Here is a 20,628-nt window from a genome sequence, read left to right as displayed (position 1 = left end):
ACCCAGATTTGCCACCCGTATGACCCCCGCGAGAAAGACCCAGAATTTTTCTGCGGTCACCGCGGTGGTGTGGGCACTGGCACTGGCGATCATGGCGCTTGTCGCGGGGTGGCAGCGGCGCTGGATCAGCGATGACGGGCTGATCGTCCTGCGCACCGTCCGCAATCTGCAGGCGGGTAATGGACCTGTCTTCAACGCGGGGGAGCGGGTGGAGACCAACACCTCCATGCTGTGGCAGTATGCCATCTACCTGTTTGCGCAGCTCACGGGCGGGGAGCTGGAAACCGTGGCGTTGTGGCTGGGTCTCATCCTCACCGGCCTTGCCGTGGGCCTGGGAACCCTGGCCACGGGGCTGATGTATCGCTCCCGTGGGAGCATCTTCCTGCCTTTCGGCATGCTCATTTACCTGGCCATTCCTCCTGCCAGGGATTTCGCTACCTCTGGCCTGGAGTGGGGTCTATCCATTTTTTGGCTGGCCGTGCTCTGGTTCTTCCTGGTCAGCTGGGTGCGTGAGAATTCCCGCCTCGCGCGTCATGGGATGGCCCGCAACCGGATGATCTATTGGCTGGCGCTGTGGTCTGGCCTCAGCTGGCTGGTGCGCCCTGAGCTGGTACTTTATGGAGCGGTGACGGGTCTGATCATCCTCATCGCCGCCCGTTCCTGGGCACAGCGCGCGTTGATCTTGGCCATCGCCATCCCCCTGCCCTTGGCCTATCAAATTTTCCGCATGGGCTACTACGGCGCCATCGTGCCGCAAACCGCTGTGGCGAAATCCGCCAGCGATTCCCTCTGGGGGCGCGGCTGGGATTACGTCGGTGACTTCGTCAATCCCTACGGCATGTGGTCGGCTTTCGGCGTGCTTGCGTTGGTGGCTGCGGTGTTGTTGTTGCTGCCCACTTTCCGTGGTTCCTCTTCTTCTTTTTCCGACGCCAATTCTCCCCGCACCTCACGCCTCCAGGGGCAGGTCACGATTGTGGCCATCCTGGTGGTGTGCGCCTTGATTCACTTTGCCTATGTGATCCGCGTGGGCGGAGACTTCATGCACGGCCGCATGCTGCTGATCCCGTTGTTCGCAATCCTCCTGCCGCTGGCAGTGGTGCCGGTGTGGGATCTGCAGGCAGGTGCGGAATCCCAGAATGCTGGACAGAGCAACCTGGTGCTGAAGCTGGTGCAGCCGCTGGCCGTGGGATCCGGTTGTGTCTTCGCCGTGGTGTGGGGCATCAACGCTGTGAATCACCCCGTGACTTTTTCCGGCGAAGGAGTGAAAAGCTCCGCGGATCTGCATGTGGTGGATGAGCGTTCATTCTGGATGCAGGTGACTAAAACCAGTCCGGAAGAACCACCTCTGTATGCCTCTGATTATGAGGCGATGGACCTGATGTACGGATACAAGGATGCCCAGGAAGAGTGCACTGAGCAGCGCCGGGGCGACCCGGCCTCAACTGAAGCCCGGGAGTGCTCCGGGCTGTTGATCCCCATTCGCAAGGACAGTGCGAACGCGGGTACCGATTGGATTCCCATTGGCGGGGTGGGGTTGAACTCTCCTGGCACCCCGCTGGAACTCGGGGCGAAGGAAGGCGCGCAGGACCTGCAATTCCATCCCATGACCGTGAACTTCCTCAACCTGGGAGTCACGGGAATGCTGGCCCCGCTGGATGTGCGCGTGGTGGATCCAATGGGCTTGGCCAATCCTTTGGCGGCCCGCATGCCGCAGATTAAGGATGGCCGCCCGGGTCACGATAAATCCCTCCCACAAGAGTGGCAGTACGCCGATAGTGCCGTGTACGTGCCGTTCCTGCCACCGTTCATTGATGGGGAAGAGGTCGAGGAGATCCGCCCGATCCTGTACACGGAGGACTTCGTGGAGCTGTTCCAGACCTACCGAGCGCCGATGAGCACGGAGCGCTTCTGGGAGAACATCAAGTACTCGTTGACTACCTCACGCACCCTGAAATTCAGCGATGACATTGATGATTACGAAGGCGTGCAGCCGGTACCGGAGGCGCAGATTGTGTGGCCTCAGCAGCGCTATACCGACTAGCTCACCAACTAATTCTCGGTAGCTTTCCACGCTGAATTCGTTGAGTTTCCACTGGGCCGCCGCTAGGCCGCTGCTGAGCTATCACCGGGCCGCCGCCGGGCGGGGGTGTGGCGCAGTCTGCCCGGAGGACCTTCATGGGGGATAATCGGTTCTGTTCTATTGTCTACTCGCGAAGGCCAGCGCTGAACCGTATGTCTGATTCCACAACGGAAACTGCACGTCAGGAAACTGCACCCCAAGCAACTGCTGAAATTGATACCACTCGTCTGGCTCGGATTCTGCTGCCCAAGCGCGGCGAGCCCGTGGACGTGCGCTCTCTGTACGTGGTGGAAAATGAAGCTGCACCGGGTCGCATCACGGCACAGTCCCGCACGGAGGCTGTGATCCCCGCCGGAGTGGAAGTCTCCTTCGAGACCTACTTCAACGCCTTCCCCGCCAGCTACTGGCGTCGTTGGTCCCAGCTGACAGAAGTTCAGCTGCGCGTTGATCTCAGCGGCGATGCGCGCATTGACCTCTACCGCTCCAAGATCGATGGCTCCCGCATCGCCATCACCGGAGATGTGGTGGCCACCGATGAATCCGGCCGCGGCCAAGCGGAATTCACCATCCCCCTGGATCAGTTCGAAGATGGTGGCTGGATCTGGTTTGACATCACCTGTGAGAAGGAAACCGTTCTGCACTCCGCTGGGTGGTACGCCACCAAGGAGGCAGAGGGACAGGTACTGAAGTCTGCTGGGGTTGGCGTCGATAAGAAAACGGGTCAGACCCGCACCTACGCTGCCGGCGAGCACCTACCTGCGGCAGCCGCGCAGGTCACCGTGGGTATCCCCACCTTCAACCGCCCCGCCGATGCAGTGGCGGCCCTGGAAGCGCTGGCCAGCGACCCGGATGTGGACGCAGTGATCGAGGCCGTGATCATGCCGGATCAGGGCAACAAGCACCCCAACGATGAGCCGGGATTCCCGGCGGTCGAGCAGCACTTCGGCGAGCGTCTGCGCATCATCACGCAGGGTAACCTCGGCGGCTCCGGCGGCTACTCGCGCATCATGTACGAGGCACGCCACCCCGAGCGCGGAACGCAGAGCCCATACATTCTGTACATGGATGATGACATCGCTATCGAACCCGATTCCGTGCTGCGCTCCCTGGCAGCTGCGCGCTACGCGAAATCGCCGATGCTCATCGGCGGGCAGATGCTCAACCTGCAGGAACGCTCCCACCTGCACACCATGGGCGAGGTGATCGACCGCGGATCCTTCATGTGGACCGCCGCGCCGCACACGCACTACGACCACGATTTCTACAAGCACCCGCTGCGCGACCGCGGCGATGATGCGATCCGCGAGGGCGATAAGAAGGCCATGCGCACCGATGTGCACGGCAACGTGGTGGGGGAGGAGACGCACTCGCGTGACCTGCACCGACGCATCGATGTGGACTACAACGGTTGGTGGATGTGCATGATCCCCCGCGTGGTGGCGGACACCATCGGCCAGCCTTTGCCGCTGTTCATCAAGTGGGATGACGGCGAGTTCGGCCTGCGCGCCAAGGATGCCGGATTCCCCACCGCTTCATGGCCGGGAATCGCCATCTGGCATATGGCCTGGTCCGATAAGGACGACGCCATCGACTGGCAGGCATACTTCCACCTGCGCAACCGCCTGATCGTGGCCGCCATCCAGGGTCACGACAACCCCCGCGGCCTGGTCATCTCCATGGCCAAGGCCACTGCCAAGCACCTCCTCTGCCTGGAATACTCCACCGTGGCGATCCAGAACGAAGCCATGAAGGACTTCCTCGCCGGGCCGGAAAACCTCTTCGGCATTCTGGAGAGCGCCCTTCCTCGCATCAACACCTTGCGAAAGAATTTTGCCGACGCCACCGTTCTCCGCTCCGCCTCTGACCTTCCCGCACCAAGCGGCGGCCCTGCCGGTCTGCTGAACATTCCCACCAACCCGGTGACCAAGATCAAGACGCTCACCCAGGGAGTGCTCAACAACCTGAGGCCGGCGCAGACTCATCACCACGAGGTTCCGCAGGTCAACCTCCCGCCGATCGAAGCTCGCTGGTTCAACCTCTCCCGCTTGGATGGAGCCACCGTGACCACCGCGGATGGCAAGGGCGTGGTGTACCGCAAGCGCGACCGCGACCAGATGCTGGCTCTGGCCAAGGAATCCGCCACCCTGCAAAAGCAGGTGCTGGATCGCTTTGCTGACATGCGCGAACGCTACCAAGCAGCGCACGCCGAGCTGAGCAGCATGGAAGCGTGGAAGCAGATTTTCGAACCGGAAGCCTAAGGGTTTCTTCCGCACCAGGCCCGCTCGATTATCTCCTCTTAAGAAAGGGAAATACTGAGGTGAACACGCACGATCACTCCGCAGTGCCCGATAAGTTTGTGAAGCTTCCCGTGCTCGCACACCGGGCGGCCGCGGCCCTCCCGCGAGTCAAGGGCGACCCGCTGGGTGAAACCCGCGCGTTGCTGGGTATCCAGCGCGCCATCGGCACCACCCCAGGAGTTCTGCCCGCCGCGCGTGGGCTGAGCCACTTCGGCGAGCACGCCCTGGGCTGGTTCGCGATCTCCGGCGCAGGTTTCCTCACGGAAAAGCAGGCCAGTAAGAAGCCAGAGTGGCTGGCCATGGGTGTTTCCGCATTCACCGCCCACGCGATCTCCGTGATTCTCAAGCGCGTGGTGCGCCGTCCGCGGCCACACGCGCGGGGAGTGCAGATCGGGGTGGCCACGCCCTCCAAGCTCAGTTTCCCCTCATCACACGCCACCAGCTCCACGGCAGCGCTGGTTTCCCTGGCGTATCTGAAGAAAACCCCGCTCCCACTTGCAGGTGTGCCAGTCATGGCGGCCTCGCGATTGGTGTTGGGCGTACACTACCCCACAGATGTGGCCGTAGGCAGTCTCATTGGTTGGGCTACCGCAGAGGCAGTGCGCCGTGGAGGCGTCGAAAAGAAGAAGAAAAATGAACGCGCGAACGAGGAGCAACGGTGAGCCACGATCAGAATGAATCCCCGGTAGAACCCCTCTTGGGCTCTGAACCGCACACCTCTGGCCTCGAGCCAACCCAGCCAACGGGGACGGGCAAGGCGGACAAGAAGCTGCAGCCGCCGAAGAACCTGGCAGACGCCATGTTCAAGGCAATGCGGCCGAAGCAATGGGTGAAGAACGTCCTGGTGGTGGCCGCACCGCTGGCAGCTGGTAGCGAGGCGCTGTTTTCCGGCCGGGTCATGGCCGACGTGCTCATCGCATTCATTGCCTTCTGCCTGGCAGCTAGCTCGATCTATCTGGTGAACGATGCCCGCGATGTGGAAGCCGACCAGGCTCACCCCACCAAGCGCTTCCGTCCGATCGCGGCGGGCATGCTCCCCGTCAACGTGGCTTATGCAATGGCAGGAGTGCTGATCCTCATCGCGGTGGGCGGCAGTTTCCTGGCCAGCTCCGGCAGTGGTCTGGCGATGGTGGTCTCTGTATATATCGCGCTGCAGCTGGGTTACTGCTTTGGTTGGAAGCACCAGCCGGTGATTGATATCGCCCTGGTGAGCTCCGGATTTATGCTGCGCGCAATGGCCGGTGGTGTGGCCGCGGATATCGTGCTTTCACAATGGTTCCTGCTGGTGGCTGCGTTCGGCTCCCTGTTCATGGCGGCTGGCAAGCGCTATGCGGAGCTGGAGTATTCCCTGCACTCCGGTGCGAAGATCCGCAAGTCCTTGGAGAGCTACACTCCCACCTATCTGCGCTTCGTGTGGACCCTGGCGGCAACCGCTGTGGTGTTGAGCTACGCGCTGTGGGGCTTTGATCTTTCCCAGGAGGTCGATGGGGCAGCAGCGGTGTGGTACCAGATCTCCATGGTGCCGTTCACGGTGGCTATTCTGCGCTACGCATCTGACGTAGATCGTGGCGATGGCGGGGCCCCGGATGAGATCGCGCTGTCTGACCGCACCCTGCAGGTGTTGGCTCTGGCGTGGATCGCCACCATTGCTATCGCCGTGTACGTGGTTCCAGCCTTGAGCTAAACCAGAGCTTTAGGTTTTATTTATTCGGGTTTTCTAGGCTTCACCAGCACCGTTTCCCTTTTGTAGGGGAACGGTTTTATTTTTTGGGAAACCTAAATGGTTAGTTTGGTAACTTTTTGGTAACGTAAGCGGGCATTCATTATTGGGAGAGAAGAGACCTCATGTCACAGACTGTAAAAACTGCCGGCGCAGTGAAGAAGATGACTTCTTTGCTGCTGGCCTTGGCAACCGCTTTGGGGCTGGCCATCGTGGCTGCTCCGACCGCCTCTGCGGATAACCGTGGATTCCTGCGTCCGGGCTGTAGCTGGGATGACGTAGCTTTCTTCGTACAGAACTGCGATGTTTGGTCCCCCGCCATGAACCAGAACATCCGCGTGCAGATTCAGGCATCGTCGAACGGTGGTAACGCTGGTCTTTACCTGCTCGACGGACTGCGTGCTCGCGATGACTGGAACGCCTGGACCTACGACGGCAAGGCTCACGAGAAGTTCGTCAACGACGATGTCACCCTGGTCATGCCAGTGGGTGGACAGGCGCAGTTCTACGCGGACTGGATCGGCCCATGGAACGGCGTGAACGGCCCAGCCAAGCCACGCTGGGAGACCTTCCTCACCCGTGAACTGCCAGGTTACCTGCAGGGCAACTTCGGAGTTTCTCCTAACAACAACGGCATCGTGGGACTGTCCATGGGTGGCACTGCGGCCATGAACCTCGCGGCACATCACCGCGACCAGTTCAAGCACGTGACCTCCATGTCCGGTTACCTCAACCCAACCTGGCCTGGCATGTATACCGCTATCGAGTTGGCAATGCTGGATTCGGGCGGACCGGGCGCGCAGATCTGGAACATGTGGGGCAACCCGCTGGATCCGATCCGCTTCCGCAATGACCCAGTTGTGCAGGCGGCAAGCGGCAAGTTCGCCGGCATGCCGATGTACATTTCTTCTGCCGCCGGTATCACCGGTACCCGCGAGAACCTGATCAAGGATCCCATCGCCGTGGTTTCCGGTGTGACCCTGGAGTGGATGTCCCGTACGTCCACTGCCAAGTTCGAGCTGGCAGCCCGTGCTGGTGGCGCTCAGCCGGTAGTGAGTTACCCCATCGTGGGCATCCACTCCTGGAGCTACTGGAACGATGAGCTGGCCAAGGCTCGCCCACACATCTTGGGCGCTCTGCACGCTTAATAGTCTGCGCGCCTAATAAATAGGCGGAAGCCTCACTTCCGATAATGCACAAAGGGGCCGGTTGACCGAAAGGTTGGCCGGCTCCTTTCGTGTGCTGTTAAGGCGGGCCGACGCCAAGGATCTGGAAAATCCCACGATATTTTGTATGTTCTGGGGGCTAAGTTAAGGTAACCTTCAACTAAACCTTTAGGTTTCGGTGTGTTGTGCGGGAATAAATGGAAGTTCTTGCCATACTTAACCCCGTCACACGCCGTGGACTTTTGGCCGGAGGAGGCGGGGAACCTGCTTCGGTATCACTGGTTAGACAATGTGTTGGCGAGAAGCGATACGCGAAGCTTTGTCGCAAGACGGGCTGTGTGTGAATCGCGGACCAGCATGATTTGTGTAACGATTTAATAAAAACATCAGCTTATAAGACTGAAACTGACGCTAAAAAGGAAGATTGAACATGCGCTTTGCCGCGATCCTCTCCCGCCGTACCCGCCCTGCCGGAGCGAGTAGCCGCCGCATGGCGCCTGTCGCAACCCTGGCTTTGCCAGTGGCTGCAGCCCTCGTCCTTCCCCTCACCCCAGTTGTTGCCGGCCAGGGTCTGCCTGCTGCACAGGCACAGGTGGGAAGCATCTCCGGCAACCTGAGCCCAGGCTCCGGCACCGATTACCTCGAGCCGGATTCCGTTCCGGACCGCACCCCGATTGATGTCACCGAGCAGCCACTGACCGGCCTGCCCGCTGGTGTTTCCGTGGACCGCGTGGAGTGGATCACCGACCGCTGGGCAAACGTCTTCATCAAGTCTGCGGCTATGCCGGGCGATCCCGTGAAGGTGCAGATCCTCATGGCTCGCGACTGGTACTCCCAGCCTTCCAAGAAGTTCCCCACCCTGCTCACCCTCGATGGCCTGCGCGCCCGCGATGATGAGTCCGGCTGGACCCTGGAAACCAACATCGCTTCTTTCTACGCAGATAAGAACGTGAACGTGGTTCTGCCAGTGGGCGGTAACTCTTCCTTCTACTCTGACTGGCAGCAGCCAGACAACGGCAAGCACTACATGTGGGAATCCTTCCTCACCAAGGAGCTTCCTGCCGTGCTGCGCGAAGGCTGGCGTGCCAACGATCAGCGCGCCGTAGTGGGTCTGTCCATGGGCGGCACCGCCGCGATGAACCTGGCAGAGCGCAACCCGCAGATGTACAAGTTCGCTGGTTCCTTCTCCGGCTACCTGGACACCAGCTCCTTCGGTATGCCGCAGGCACTGGGTGCAGCTACCCGTGATGGTGGCGGATTCGATGCCACCAAGATGTGGGGACCATACGGCTCCCAGGGCTGGATCGACCACGATCCAAAGCTGGGCGTGGATGCACTGAAGAACATGTCCGTCTACGTGTCTTCCGGAAACGGCAATGCCGGTCCTTATGACCGTCCGGGTCCACTCCCAGGAACCTCCGACAACTACGCCGGCACCGGCCTGGAAATCATGTCCCGCATGACCACCGAGACCTTTGTGCGCGAAGCCAAGAAGAAGAACGTGAATGTGATCACCGCTTTCCGTCCTTCCGGCACCCACTCTTGGCCATACTGGCAGTTCGAGATGACCCAGGCATGGCCACACATCGCTGATTCCTTCGGGTTGAGCAAGGATGATCGCGGCACCACTTGCCAGGCAAGCGGCGCCATCGGTGCAGGCCTGTCTCAGTACCCACACATGGGCGCCTGTATCTCCAACGAGTACGACGGCCCTCGTGGCGGAAAGATTCAGGACTTCCGTGGCGGGCGCGCTTACTGGTCTCAGCCAACCGGTGCACACTACCTGTGGGGTCGCATCGGCGCTCGCTACTCTGAGCTCAAGGGACCAGAGTCTTGGTTGGGCTACCCAAAGGGTGAAGAGAAGAAGCTGGCCAAGGGTGCATTCGCTGAATTCGAGAACGGCAACATCTACTGGACCCCAGAAATTGGTGCCGTGGAAGTTCCCAAGACCGTGATGGACGTTTGGGGCAAGACCGGCTACGAGAACGGTCCTCTGGGCTACCCAATCTCCGCCCCAGAAAAGGTTGCGGGCAAGGGTCTGATCCAAAAGTTCCAGAACGGTGTCGTCGTCCTGGATGAGAAGGATCAGGGCAACTACGTTCAGGGCGAAATCGCCAAGAAGTACCTGCTGCTCGGTGGACTCAATTCCCAGCTCGGTGTGCCAAGCTCGGCTGAGCTCGACGCTGCCCGTGGCGGCAAGTTCACCAACTTCGCTGGCGGTGCCATCTACTGGTCCGCAGGTACGGGCGCTCATGCCATCTACAACGGCAAGATCCGCGATGCCTGGGCTGCAGAGAACTGGGAGAACGGAAAGCTCGGCTTCCCGATCTCTGACCAGGCCGCAATCCCTGCCGGTGGCAACGAGATCAAGTTCGAGCACGGAGTAATCCGCGAAATCAACGGACGCGTCGAAGTTCGCTAAGCCACTGGCTGGTGCTCTCCGAAGCTTCATAGGCCCATCAAAGGGCCGCTAGCACGACCCGAGCGTCAGCTTCTTTCATCGAGAGGAGCTGGCCCTTTCCTTAATTAATCTCCACCCAACCTGGGAGTTATCGTGAACAAAGCTCATCGTTTTAACCGCGCATCTCGTCGCACCCTACTGCTCGCTTCCAGCTTGCCGCTCCTGCTGGCCGTGACCGCCTGTGGCGATGATTCCACGGCGGAGAATCCTGGTGATGCCGCCAGCTCCAGCGTGCCCAGCGTGAGCCAGTCTGCCAGCGCCAGCGCAGAGCCCAGTGCGGAGAGCAGCGCTCCCGCTCCGGAGAACAACAACAACGGTGGCGGCGCTCCAGCCGAAGACTCCGGTGCGGAACAAGTGGAGGAGGTGCCTTCCGGCACCGGCCGCAGCAGTGAAGACCAGGATTATCTCAACCGTCTGAAGGACGGCAAGGTGGATCTCTCCAAGGCTCCGGGCGCATCCGAACCGGGCGGCACGGAAGACCAGCTGATCGCAGCCGGCCGCGGCTACTGCCAGTCCAAGGAAGCCGGTGGGGAAGACGTCTTCACCGCTCTGGCCGCGGGACAGCTGAAGACCCAGGGTGTGGTGGATGGAGATCCCGAAGACGTGCAGAAGACAATCGTGGACGCAGCCAACGAAGCATACTGCAGCTAATTCACAGCTGGCTCACGCGTGACTCACATTAGCTCGCGATAATCTACGCTGTCTCACACTAATTCACGCTGTGGGCGAGAAACCGCCCAGAGGGAATAGGGAACAATAATGCGCAAACTCCTCATCGCGGTTGCTGCGATCGTCATCTTGCTGGCGATCGTGGTTGGCGTCGGTCAATGGTTGAACACCTCCAACAACGCACCGCACATTCCGGGCGCCCCAGAGACCACCGAGTCCACCGAGGCAATCAACCCACCGGGGTGCTCCGCGAAGGAGTTCATCTCTGCACCGGGAACGTGGGAGTCCAACCCCATGGATGACCCGATGAATCCCACCGCGAATCCCAACTCCTTCATGCTGTCGATTTCCAACCCGCTGAAGCAGGAGTTCGGGGAGGATCAGCTGAAGGTGTGGACGCTGCCGTACACCGCGCAGTTCAAGAACTTCAACGCGATGCACGAGATGAGCTACGACGATTCTCGCCGAGAGGGCTATGACCGCATGGCCGAGGAGCTTCGCACCACTCATGAGGCGTGTCCGGCAACCAAGTTCATTATCGCGGGCTTCAGCCAGGGTGCGGTGATTGCGGGCGATATGGCCGCGGAGATCGGCAACGGTCGCGGTCCAGTACCGGCTTCCAGCGTGATCGGGGTGTCCCTGGTGGCGGATGGTCGCCAGGAAGAGGGCAAGGGCAATCTCATCGGCAATATCCAGAACACGGGCGTGGGCGCGGAGATCTCGCTCAGTGCTGTGAGTGGCTTGGTGCAGCCGATCGTCCCCGGTGCGTCCATGCGCGGACCGCGGCCCGATGGCTTCGGCGAGCTCAATGACCGCGTGAACAATTTCTGCGCGCCCGGCGATATGATCTGCGATTCCCCTCGGGATTTCGGTAACGCCATCGCGCGCGCTCAGGAATTGGTGGCGGGCAATGCGGTGCATGCGCAATATGCCACCAACCCAGCGGTGATTGCTGGGCAGACCACTCCGCAGTGGATCGTGGATTGGGCACGCGGGCTCACTAACGGCTCTTAGTAGCACATAGTTCGAGTGACTTTTGGGGCACGAGTGAAAGAAGTGTCTCGTGTTGCGTTATATCAGCCAGTAGTTGTGCGATACTAACTAAGTAGAACGGTCGATAAGACACGTCCCAGACCGCGCCCGCGCTGCGGAGCCTGAGCATCGAAGCCCAAGCCCCGAAGACCGTGGAAGCAATGCGGCGGTGAAAATCCCCGAGCGGCCCTGACCACGAAGCCCCCACGAAGGGTGGAAAGAGGAAATTTAATGGATATCAATCAGGCAATGTCCCAGTTCTTCGATGAACAGGGCAAGATCAACGTCCCGGATCAGCTCACCTTGTCCGGTATGTGCGAAATGCTCTACACGATGGCGCAGATGGAAGGCACCACCGAAGACATTCTCATCCGCTACTGGGATTTCAGCGAGTCCCGCGAGGGCAAGGTTCATGAGATCACCCGCGCGCAGGTCAACACCCGCATCAAGGCCGTGTGCGTGCGCTTGCAGCAGGTCGCGCAGCCCGGTGACCGCGTGGCGATCCTCGCCAACAACTCTCCTGAATACCTCTACTCTTTCCTCGGCGCCATGTACGCCAAAATGGTTCCGGTTCCGCTCTACGATCCCAACGAGCCAGGCCACACCGGTCACCTCACCGCCGTGTTGAGCTCCTCCGAGCCCACCGTGGTGCTGACCAACAAGCAATCGGCCACCGCAGTGCGCAAGCATTTCGCGGACACCCCGGCCGCGCAGCGTCCCCGTGTTCTTACTGTCGACGCCCTGCCCGATTCACTCGCCGATGAGTGGGTCAACCCAATGATGTCCTATATGTCGGACCCATCCTTGGCACCTCGCTCCACGGACGAAGCATTCCTGCAGTACACCTCTGGCTCCACCCGCACCCCGGCAGGCGTGATCCTCACCCACAAGTCCATCGTGACCAACGTGCTGCAGATCTTCTCTGCCTGCAAACTGCAGTTCCCGCTGCGCTTGGTGACGTGGCTGCCAATGCACCACGATATGGGCATCATCCTCGCTGTCTTCGTAGTGCTGCTGGGCGTGCCTTTTGACCTGATGAGTCCTCGTGACTTCATCCAGGATCCCGCCCGTTGGGTGCGCCAGATGGCCAAGCGCGATGACGAAGAGAACCTCTACACCGTGGTTCCTAACTTCGCCATGGAGCTGGCCACCCGCTATGCCAACCCGGAGAACGTGGCAGAGCTCAAGGATCTGGATCTGAGCCGCGTGGATGGCGTGATCAACGGTTCTGAGCCCGTGAGCAACTCTGCTGTCACCAAGTTCATGGAGCTGTTCAGCCGCTATGGCCTCAAGCGCGAAGCCATGCGTCCTTCCTATGGTTTGGCAGAGGCCACCTTGCTGGTCACCACCCCGCAGGATTCCGAGCGTCCAGTCACCCGCTGGTTGGATCGCGATGCTCTGGCTTCCGGTACCGCAAAGGTAGAACAAGAGGGCGCGGAAGTTGCCGTGCCACTGATGTCCGTGGGCCAGGTGTGTGCACCGCAGGTCATGGCAATCGTGGATCCCGAATCCGGCGAGGAACTGGCCGATGGTCAGGTCGGTGAGATCTGGGTCAACGGCGATAACATGGCCGCCGGTTACCTCAACCGCGAAGAGGAAACCACCGAGACCTTCCGCAACACGTTGTCCGCAGCTCAGCGCCTGGAAAACTCCCGCGCCGGAGATGCCCCAGAGGACAACTGGATGCGCACGGGTGACCTCGCGGTGATCGTCGATGACAACGTCTTCATCACCGGTCGTCTGAAGGACCTGATCATCGTGGCTGGCCGCAATCACTACCCGCAGGACATCGAGGCCACCGCGGAAGAGGCCACCAAGCAGATCAACCCAGGTGTGCTGGCCGCATTCTCCTCCACCGCCGCTGGCAGCGAGGACGAGGGCTTGGTCATCATCGCCGAGCGCGACCCCGAAGCAGATGCTGCCAACGACGCGGAAGCCATCACAGCCGTGCGCGCGGCAATCTCCAAGAAGCATGGCGTGCAGCCAGAGGACATTCGCATCGTCGGCGTGGGACAGATCCCACGCTCCTCTGCCAACAAGATCGCCCGTCGCGTGGCGGCCAAGGCATACACGGATGGCAAATTCTAGACACGTGTTCTAGCGCCTGCTCACCAGCGCGCATCCTCGCTGCATAGTGCCCATCTACTGCTCCCAGCAGGTCGGGCACTACGATGTAGCGTGGTTATTATCCGCAGCGATTGTTCTCACATGGCCGAAACGCCAACCCACAGTTTCCGGTAGCAGGTGTGACACGCTCTAGAGATTGAATCCCTATTGGAAGGACATTGCCCCGCATGGCAGACAGCACCGCGGCACCTCGACCCACCACCGTTTCGCAGATGCGCGAATGGCTGCGGAACTGGGTGGCAGAGACAACTGAACTGCCCGTAGCGGAGATCTCTGATGATCGCCCCATGGAGGAGTTCGGTCTATCTTCCCGCGATGTGGTGGTGCTCTCCGGTGACCTCGAGCGTTTGCTCGGCACTTCCTTGGATGCCACGGTGGCCTATGAATTCAACAGCATCGGCGCGCTGGCGGATTACGTGATCAATGGCCGCCAGCGCCCAGGTGGGGCCGCCGTGCAGCGTGCTCAATCGGGAGAGCAGCTCAGCCAGGAAGATAGGGATGTCGCTATCGTGGGTATGGCCGCGCGCTACCCCGGGGCCAACAACCTGCGCGAAATGTGGGACATGTTCGTGGGTTACAAGTCTGGCGTCGGCGAACTTCCAGCCGGCCGGTGGACGGAATTCTCCGGGGATGAAGAGACCGTCCGCAGGATGGAACAAGCCCAGCTGACCGGCGGTTATCTGGAGGACATCGCGTCTTTCGACGCGGAATTCTTTGGCCTGTCCCCGCTGGAGGTCACCAACATGGACCCCCAGCAGCGCATCGTGTTGCAGCTGACATGGGAGGCGCTCGAGCACGCGGGGATTCCCGCCAACACCCTGCGTGGGCTGCCCGTGGGCGTGTTCATGGGTACCTCGAACAACGATTACGGCATGCTCATCTCCGCGGATCCCAAGGAGGCGCACCCTTATGCGCTGACGGGTAACTCCACGTCCATCGTGGCCAACCGCATTTCCTATGCCTTCGATTTCCGCGGCCCTTCCGTCGCCATGGATACCGCGTGTTCCTCCTCCCTGGTGGCTATCCACCAGGCCGTGCGTTCCCTGCGCGATGGCGATTCTTCCGTGGCCATCGCCGGCGGCGTGAACCTGCTGGCCAACCCCTTTGCCACGCTGGCTTTCTCTGAGCTGGGTGTGCTGAGCCCCACGGGTGGCATTCGCGCGTTCTCCGAGGACGCGGATGGCATCGTGCGTTCGGATGGCGCCGGGGTAGTGGTGCTCAAGCGTCTTTCAGATGCTCGACGCCACGGTGATCACGTCCTGGCCGTGATCAAGGGTTCCGCGGTGAACTCCGATGGGCGTTCCAACGGTTTGACCGCCCCCAACCCAGATGCGCAGGTAGACGTGCTGAATAGCGCGTACGCGGATGCGGGGATTGATCCCACGCTGGTGGATTACGTGGAAGCACACGGCACCGGCACCATCCTGGGTGATCCGATCGAAGCCACGGCGCTGGGAACAGTGTTGGGCGAGGGGCGCGAGTCAGCTGCGCCCACCCTGCTGGGCTCTGCCAAGACCAACTTCGGCCACACCGAGGCCGCAGCTGGTGTGGCAGGTGTGATCAAGGTGGTCATGGCCATGCAAGAGGGCATGCTGCCGCCATCGTTGAACTTCACCGGGCCAAACCCGTATATCGATTTTGATCGCCATCGCTTGGAAGTGGTGGAGGACGGCCGGGAATGGCCGGAATACTCTGGTCGCCCAGTGGCTGGTGTGTCCGGGTTTGGCTTCGGCGGAACCAACGCACACGTGGTGCTGGAAGCCCCCGAGGCAGAGGATGCCCGCGGAGCTGCCCAGAGCAGCGAAGGTGAAGCACCCATCGGGCTGGATGCAGCAGCGGATGTAGATTCCACGTATTTGCTGCCCGTCAGTGGGCTGCTGCCAAGCCGGCGCAAGGCCGCCGCGGCGGATCTGGTGGCATGGTTGCAGGAAAAGAGCGCGGGCTCCAAGCCTGTGGCTCTGGATGAAGTGGCGCGTGCGCTGGCTGGTCGCAATCACGGACGCTCCCGTGCCGTGGCGCTGGCCAACAACGTTGAGCAGGCCATCGATGGCCTGCAGCGCATCGCTGAGGGCAAGGACACCGGTGCTACCAAGTCCGCGAATGCCCCCTCCGCAATGGGCGCGGCCTGGGTGTACTCCGGGTTCGGCTCACAGCACCGCAAGATGGGCAAGGACCTCTACGAGCAGTCCCCATTCTTCGCGCAGCGCCTGCAGCAGCTGGATGAGGTTGTGCAGCGGGAATCCGGTTGGTCCATCGTGGATAAAGTCCTCGATGATGAACAGAACTTTGACCTGGAAAGCGCGCAGGTGGGCATCACCTGTATCCAGATCGCGCTGACGGATCTGCTGCGCCGTCTGGGTGCCAAGCCCGCCGCGGTAGTGGGGCAGTCCATGGGTGAGATCGCCGCGGCCTATGCCGTGGGTGGCCTGCGCATGGATGATGCCGTGCGCATTGCGTGCCACCGCTCCCGCCTCATGGGTGAGGGCGAGCAGCACCTACCGGAAGACAAGCAGGGTGCCATGGCCGTGGTGGAGTTCGGCGCTGAACAGCTGGCTGCTTTCACCGCGGAGCACCCAGAATTCGCCGCCGTGGAACCCGCCGTGTACGCCGCGCCGGGCATGACCACCGTGGGTGGCCCACGCGAGCCGGTCAAGAAGCTGGTGGAGTTCCTCGAGGAAGAGGGCAAGTTCGCTCGCCTGCTGGACGTGAAGGGTGCAGGCCACACCTCCATGCTGGATCCCATTTTGGGAGAGCTGCATTTCGAGATCTCCGATATCGACCCACAGCCCATCACCGTGCCGCTGTACTCCACGGTTGATGCGGATCGCGTGTACCAGCCGGGTGAGGTCTTCCACGATGCCGATTACTTCGTCCGCTGCACCCGCCAGTCCGTGCTGTTCGCGGACGCGACCGGTCAGTTGTTCGACGATGGCTTCCGCACCTTCGTGGAGATCTCCCCGAACCCAGTGGCGCTGATGCCGCTGATGAATAACGCTTTCGCGCACGATGCCGGCGAGTCCAAGCTGCTCTTCGCCCTCAAGCGCAAGGAGCCCGTGACCCAGACGATGGGCAACCTGCTGGCCGAGCTCTACGTGCAGGGCCAGAACATCGATTTCAAGGCGGTCTCCGGCGTGGGGACCTCAGCCGACGTGCCCGGTGTGCGATGGAACAAGAACACATATTGGACCAACGCGCGTCCGTCTTCCGGAAACAACGCGCAGCTCCCCGGCACCCGAGTGCAGCTGCCCGGCGGTTCCGTGGCCTATTCCGTGGGTGCGGACATGGTGCCTTCCCTGGCCGCGCTGAGCGAGGCAATCGCCGCTGACCTGGATGAATCCGCCGCCGTGGTGGCCTCGCAGGAGCATTCTTCCCTGTTGCCGAAGGGCCAGTTGACCGCCATGGTCACCCAGTCCTTGGGTGGCTGGGCCGTAAATATTTTCGACGCCACCTCTGACCCCATGCCACTTCTCGGCGAAGCTTTCATCTCTGCCTCCCTGCGCGGAGCAGCGGGGGATGCCGCCGAGGCAGGACTGGCAAAGCTTTCTGGTGGATCCGCCGCAGCTGGTGCACAGCCGAAGAAGTCTGAAGCTGCCAACCGGCCCGCCAATCAACTGCCCGACGTAGACACCTCCGCGCAACGCTGGGACCCAGCATCTGAGCAGAGCGTGGCTGATCGCCTGCGGGAGATCGTGGGCGAGGCCATGGGTTATGACGTGGAGGACTTGCCCGGCGAGCTTCCCCTGATTGATTTGGGGCTGGATTCCCTCATGGGCATGCGCATCAAGAACCGCGTGGAACATGATTTCAACATCCCACCACTGCAGATCCAGATGCTGCGCGATGGTTCCGTGGATGAAGTGATCTCCATCGTGGAGCAGGAAGTGGAGAAGCACCACGGCGCGGGAACGTCCGCCGATGCTGCACCGACTGAATCGATCGCGCCAGATGAATCGGCGGCAGCATCCGCGACATCGGAGCTAGCTACCGCGCAGGCAGTGGCAGACCACGCAAATGCACGAATTGCAGCCGAGCCAGCAGCCGAGAAGACCACGGATTACACCGCCACGGCGGGTGGCGTGGCACCGCGCGATGCCTCGGAACGCCTCGTCTTTGCCACCTGGGCCAAGCTCACGGGCAAGGCCGCCGGGGGCGTGACCTCCGAGCTACCCACCTTGAGCGATGAGCATGCCACGGCTATCGCGGAACGGCTGTCCGAGCGCTCCGGTGCGCAGATCACCGCAGCTGATGTGCAGGCAGCTCCGAACTTGGAACCGCTGGCAGACATGGTGCGCGAGGTCATGGAAGCAGAGGTTGAGGGCAATATCCGCGTGCTCCGCGCCCGCTCCGAAGCCGCCGATGCCGCGGGCATTCCCTCGGTATTCCTCTTCCACCCAGCCGGTGGATCCTCCGTGGTGTTCCAACCGCTGATGCGTCGCACCGGAGAAGACGTGCCAATCTACGGCGTCGAGCGCCTGGAAGGCCCGTTGGAAGAACGCGCCGCGTCCTACATCGACGAGATCATCGAGTATTCCGCGGGCCTGCCCGTGGTGCTCGGCGGATGGAGCTTCGGTGGCGCGCTGGCCTATGAAGTGGCCTCCCAGCTGCAGCAGCGCGCCCGTGAGGGCAAGCCATCGGTGGAGATCCAGCGCATTGTGCTGCTGGATACCGTCCAGCCGAAGAACCCTGCTCCGGATACTTCCGAGGAAATGCACGCCCGCTGGGATCGCTACGCGGAATTCGCGCAGCGCACCTATGGCCTGCCTATGGAAGTACCTCACGACCTGCTGGAAGAGCAGGGTGAGGACGTGATGATGGAGATGTTCCAGGAGATGCTGGCCTCCCCAGCCTTGGCAAGCATGGGATTGCCCGCCGGAGTGCTGGAGCACCAGCGAGCCAGCTTCGTGGATAATCGGATCTTGGAATCCTTGAGCTTCCATCGCTGGGCTGAAGTCAACGCGCCTGTCACTCTCTTCCGTGCCGAGCGCATGCACGATGGCGCCATCGAGCTGGAACCCGCCTACGTTGAAGTAGCTCCGGATGGTGGCTGGGGTCAGATCGTGGAAGATCTGGAGATCATCCAGCTGCACGGCGATCACCTGGCCATCGTGGATGAGCCGGAAATCGCCACCGTGGGTGCAGTGATCACCCAGAGACTGAGGGAAGACGCGGAGGCGGCGCAGGAGTAGGCGTCGGAAAGAAAAGAAGAAGCACCGAGACGAAAAGAAAGCCCCATCACCGTGACTGACACAGCTGCAACGACTGCGCAGAAACTCGAAGAGCTGCACCGACGCCTCGAAAAGGCCCAGGACCCGGGATCCGAAAAAGCCAAGGCCAAGCGCGATGAAGCAGGGCTCACCACCCCGCGGCAGCGGATCGACGAGTTGCTCGATGAGGGCACGTTCATCGAAATCGGTGCGCTGGGTCGCACGCCCGGTGATCCGGATGCGCCCTACGGCGATGGCGTGGTGACGGGATACGGGCAGATCAACGGCCGAACTGTGGCTGTGTACGCGCACGATAAGACCGTTTACGGCGGCTCGGTGGGTGAGACTTTCGGCAAGAAGGTGGCCGAGATCATGGACATGGCGCAGCGTATTGGCTGCCCCATGATCGGCATCAACGATTCCGGTGGCGCGCGCATCCAGGACGCGGTGACCTCCTTGGCGATGTACTCCGAGATTGCGCGGCGACAGCTGCCGCTTTCCGGACAGAGCCCGCAGATCTCCATCCTGCTGGGCCCTTCCGCAGGTGGCGCGGTATATGCGCCCGTCACCACCGACTTCCTGGTGGCCGTGGATAAGCGCACGCAGATGTTCGTGACCGGCCCCGCGGTGATCGAATCCGTGACCGGCGAGAAGGTGTCTCACGAAGAACTCGGCGGCGCCCACGCGCAGGCGCGCAACGGCAACATTTCGCACGTAGCGCCCACCGAGGAAGAGGCGTTCAACTACGTCAAAGATCTCATGGATTTCCTGCCCATGAGCCTCTACGACGAGACCCCCAAGTTCTGGGCGCCCTCCGACGAGCTCACCGAGCGCGATGAAGAGCTGGACAGCGTGATCCCCGATGATCCCAACGCCGGCTATGACATGAAAGAAGTGCTCAGCCGCCTCTTCGATGACGAGGACCTGCTGGAGATCCAGGACGAATACGGGCAGAACATCTACACCGGTTTTGCCCGCGTGGATGGGCAGGCCGTGGGCGTGGTGGCCAACCAGCCGATGGTTCTGGCGGGATGTTTGGATGCCGACGCCGCCGATAAGGCCTCCCGCTTCATCCGTATCTGCAACTCGTACAACATTCCGCTGGTGTTCGTGGTGGACACCCCGGGTTACCTGCCTGGTGTGGAACAGGAAAAGGTGGGGCTGATCCACCGCGGAGCCAAGCTGGGCTTCGCCATGGTGGAGGCCACGGTGCCCAAGGTGACCGTGGTGGTGCGCAAGGCCTTCGGCGGCGCGTACGCGGTGATGGGTTCCAAGAACCTGGGTGCCGACGTCAACCTGGCATGGCCTACCTCCCAGATCGCGGTGATGGGCGCAGAAGCTGCCGTGGTGATGATGCAGGGCAAGCAGCTGGCAGCGATGCCGGAAGAGCAGCGTCCCATGGCCAAGAAAATGTTCATGGACTTCTATAACGCCAACATGACCAGCCCTTATGTGGCTGCGGAGCGCGGTTACCTGGATGCGGTGGTGGAGCCTTCGGAGACGCGCGTGCGCCTGCGCCAGGCACTCCGGCAGCTGCGCAACAAGAAGATGCTGCATGTGGAGAAGAAGCACACCATCATGCCGATGTAAGGGGATTTCCCCGGGGGGGGAGTTCGGCGGCGTGCGCTGGCGAGTTTGGTGGTGAGCGGCCAAAATGCGCCAAATTCAGTTAAGGAGCCGCTGAGAAACGTGCTGTGGGATAGTTTGCCCCGGTAACACTTTTCTAGACAAAATCGTTAAACTTAAAGACTTTGAACTGACGTCTGCAAGAGGGAAATTTTTCTGTGGCTATTGGAACTTCCGGCATCTCGAACGTGTTGAATCGCGCAAAAAGCGCAGCTTACAGTGTTGAAGGGATAGCGCTAGATGTCG

Annotated in this window: 11 protein-coding genes; all 11 read left to right on the top strand. The window is 61.3% G+C overall.

Translation table 11 applies throughout. The features are described 5' to 3' along the window. Positions 1-19: 19 nt before the first annotated feature. Positions 20-2,041 carry a hypothetical protein gene (locus IRY30_RS09645; protein ID WP_194557207.1) on the top strand — a complete coding sequence of 674 codons (2,022 nt, stop codon included), beginning with the start codon at positions 20-22 and terminating at the stop codon, positions 2,039-2,041. Between the two features lie 191 nt (positions 2,042-2,232). Further along, the gene (locus IRY30_RS09640; protein WP_194557206.1) at positions 2,233-4,338 is read left to right on the top strand and encodes a glycosyltransferase; all 2,106 of its coding nucleotides are present in this window, start codon (positions 2,233-2,235) and stop codon (positions 4,336-4,338) included. 161 nt (positions 4,339-4,499) lie between these two features. Further along, positions 4,500-5,039 (top strand): phosphatase PAP2 family protein, encoded by a 540-nt coding sequence (locus tag IRY30_RS09635; protein WP_194557263.1) that lies wholly within the window; start codon positions 4,500-4,502, stop codon positions 5,037-5,039. After that, complete coding sequence (locus IRY30_RS09630; RefSeq protein ID WP_194557205.1) at positions 5,036-6,061, top strand: decaprenyl-phosphate phosphoribosyltransferase; 1,026 nt, start codon at positions 5,036-5,038, stop codon at positions 6,059-6,061. The genes IRY30_RS09635 and IRY30_RS09630 overlap by 4 nt, the downstream gene beginning before the upstream one ends. Positions 6,062-6,222: 161 nt before the next feature. Then, the gene (locus tag IRY30_RS09625; protein WP_194557204.1) at positions 6,223-7,245 is read left to right on the top strand and encodes an alpha/beta hydrolase; all 1,023 of its coding nucleotides are present in this window, start codon (positions 6,223-6,225) and stop codon (positions 7,243-7,245) included. 508 nt (positions 7,246-7,753) lie between these two features. After that, complete coding sequence (locus IRY30_RS09620; RefSeq protein WP_374708560.1) at positions 7,754-9,685, top strand: alpha/beta hydrolase-fold protein; 1,932 nt, start codon at positions 7,754-7,756, stop codon at positions 9,683-9,685. 132 nt (positions 9,686-9,817) lie between these two features. Beyond that, the gene (locus IRY30_RS09615) at positions 9,818-10,375 is read left to right on the top strand and encodes a DUF732 domain-containing protein (RefSeq protein WP_194557202.1); all 558 of its coding nucleotides are present in this window, start codon (positions 9,818-9,820) and stop codon (positions 10,373-10,375) included. A 108-nt stretch (positions 10,376-10,483) separates the two neighbouring features. Continuing rightward, entirely contained in the window at positions 10,484-11,407 is a 924-nt protein-coding gene (locus IRY30_RS09610; RefSeq protein ID WP_194557201.1) for a cutinase family protein, read from the top strand. A 249-nt stretch (positions 11,408-11,656) separates the two neighbouring features. Further along, positions 11,657-13,513, top strand: a complete 1,857-nt coding sequence (locus IRY30_RS09605; RefSeq protein ID WP_194557200.1) for a FadD32-like long-chain-fatty-acid--AMP ligase — start codon at positions 11,657-11,659, stop codon at positions 13,511-13,513. A gap of 206 nt (positions 13,514-13,719) precedes the next feature. After that, on the top strand, positions 13,720-18,738 hold the full coding sequence (gene pks13 / locus IRY30_RS09600; protein WP_194557199.1) for a polyketide synthase Pks13: 5,019 nt from the start codon (positions 13,720-13,722) through the stop codon (positions 18,736-18,738). Between the two features lie 51 nt (positions 18,739-18,789). Then, complete coding sequence (locus IRY30_RS09595) at positions 18,790-20,346, top strand: acyl-CoA carboxylase subunit beta (RefSeq protein ID WP_194557198.1); 1,557 nt, start codon at positions 18,790-18,792, stop codon at positions 20,344-20,346. Positions 20,347-20,628 lie beyond the last annotated feature (282 nt).

The organism is Corynebacterium suicordis DSM 45110 (assembly GCF_015351405.1).
Lineage (GTDB): Bacteria > Actinomycetota > Actinomycetes > Mycobacteriales > Mycobacteriaceae > Corynebacterium > Corynebacterium suicordis.
This window is presented reverse-complemented; position numbering and strand designations above follow the sequence as displayed.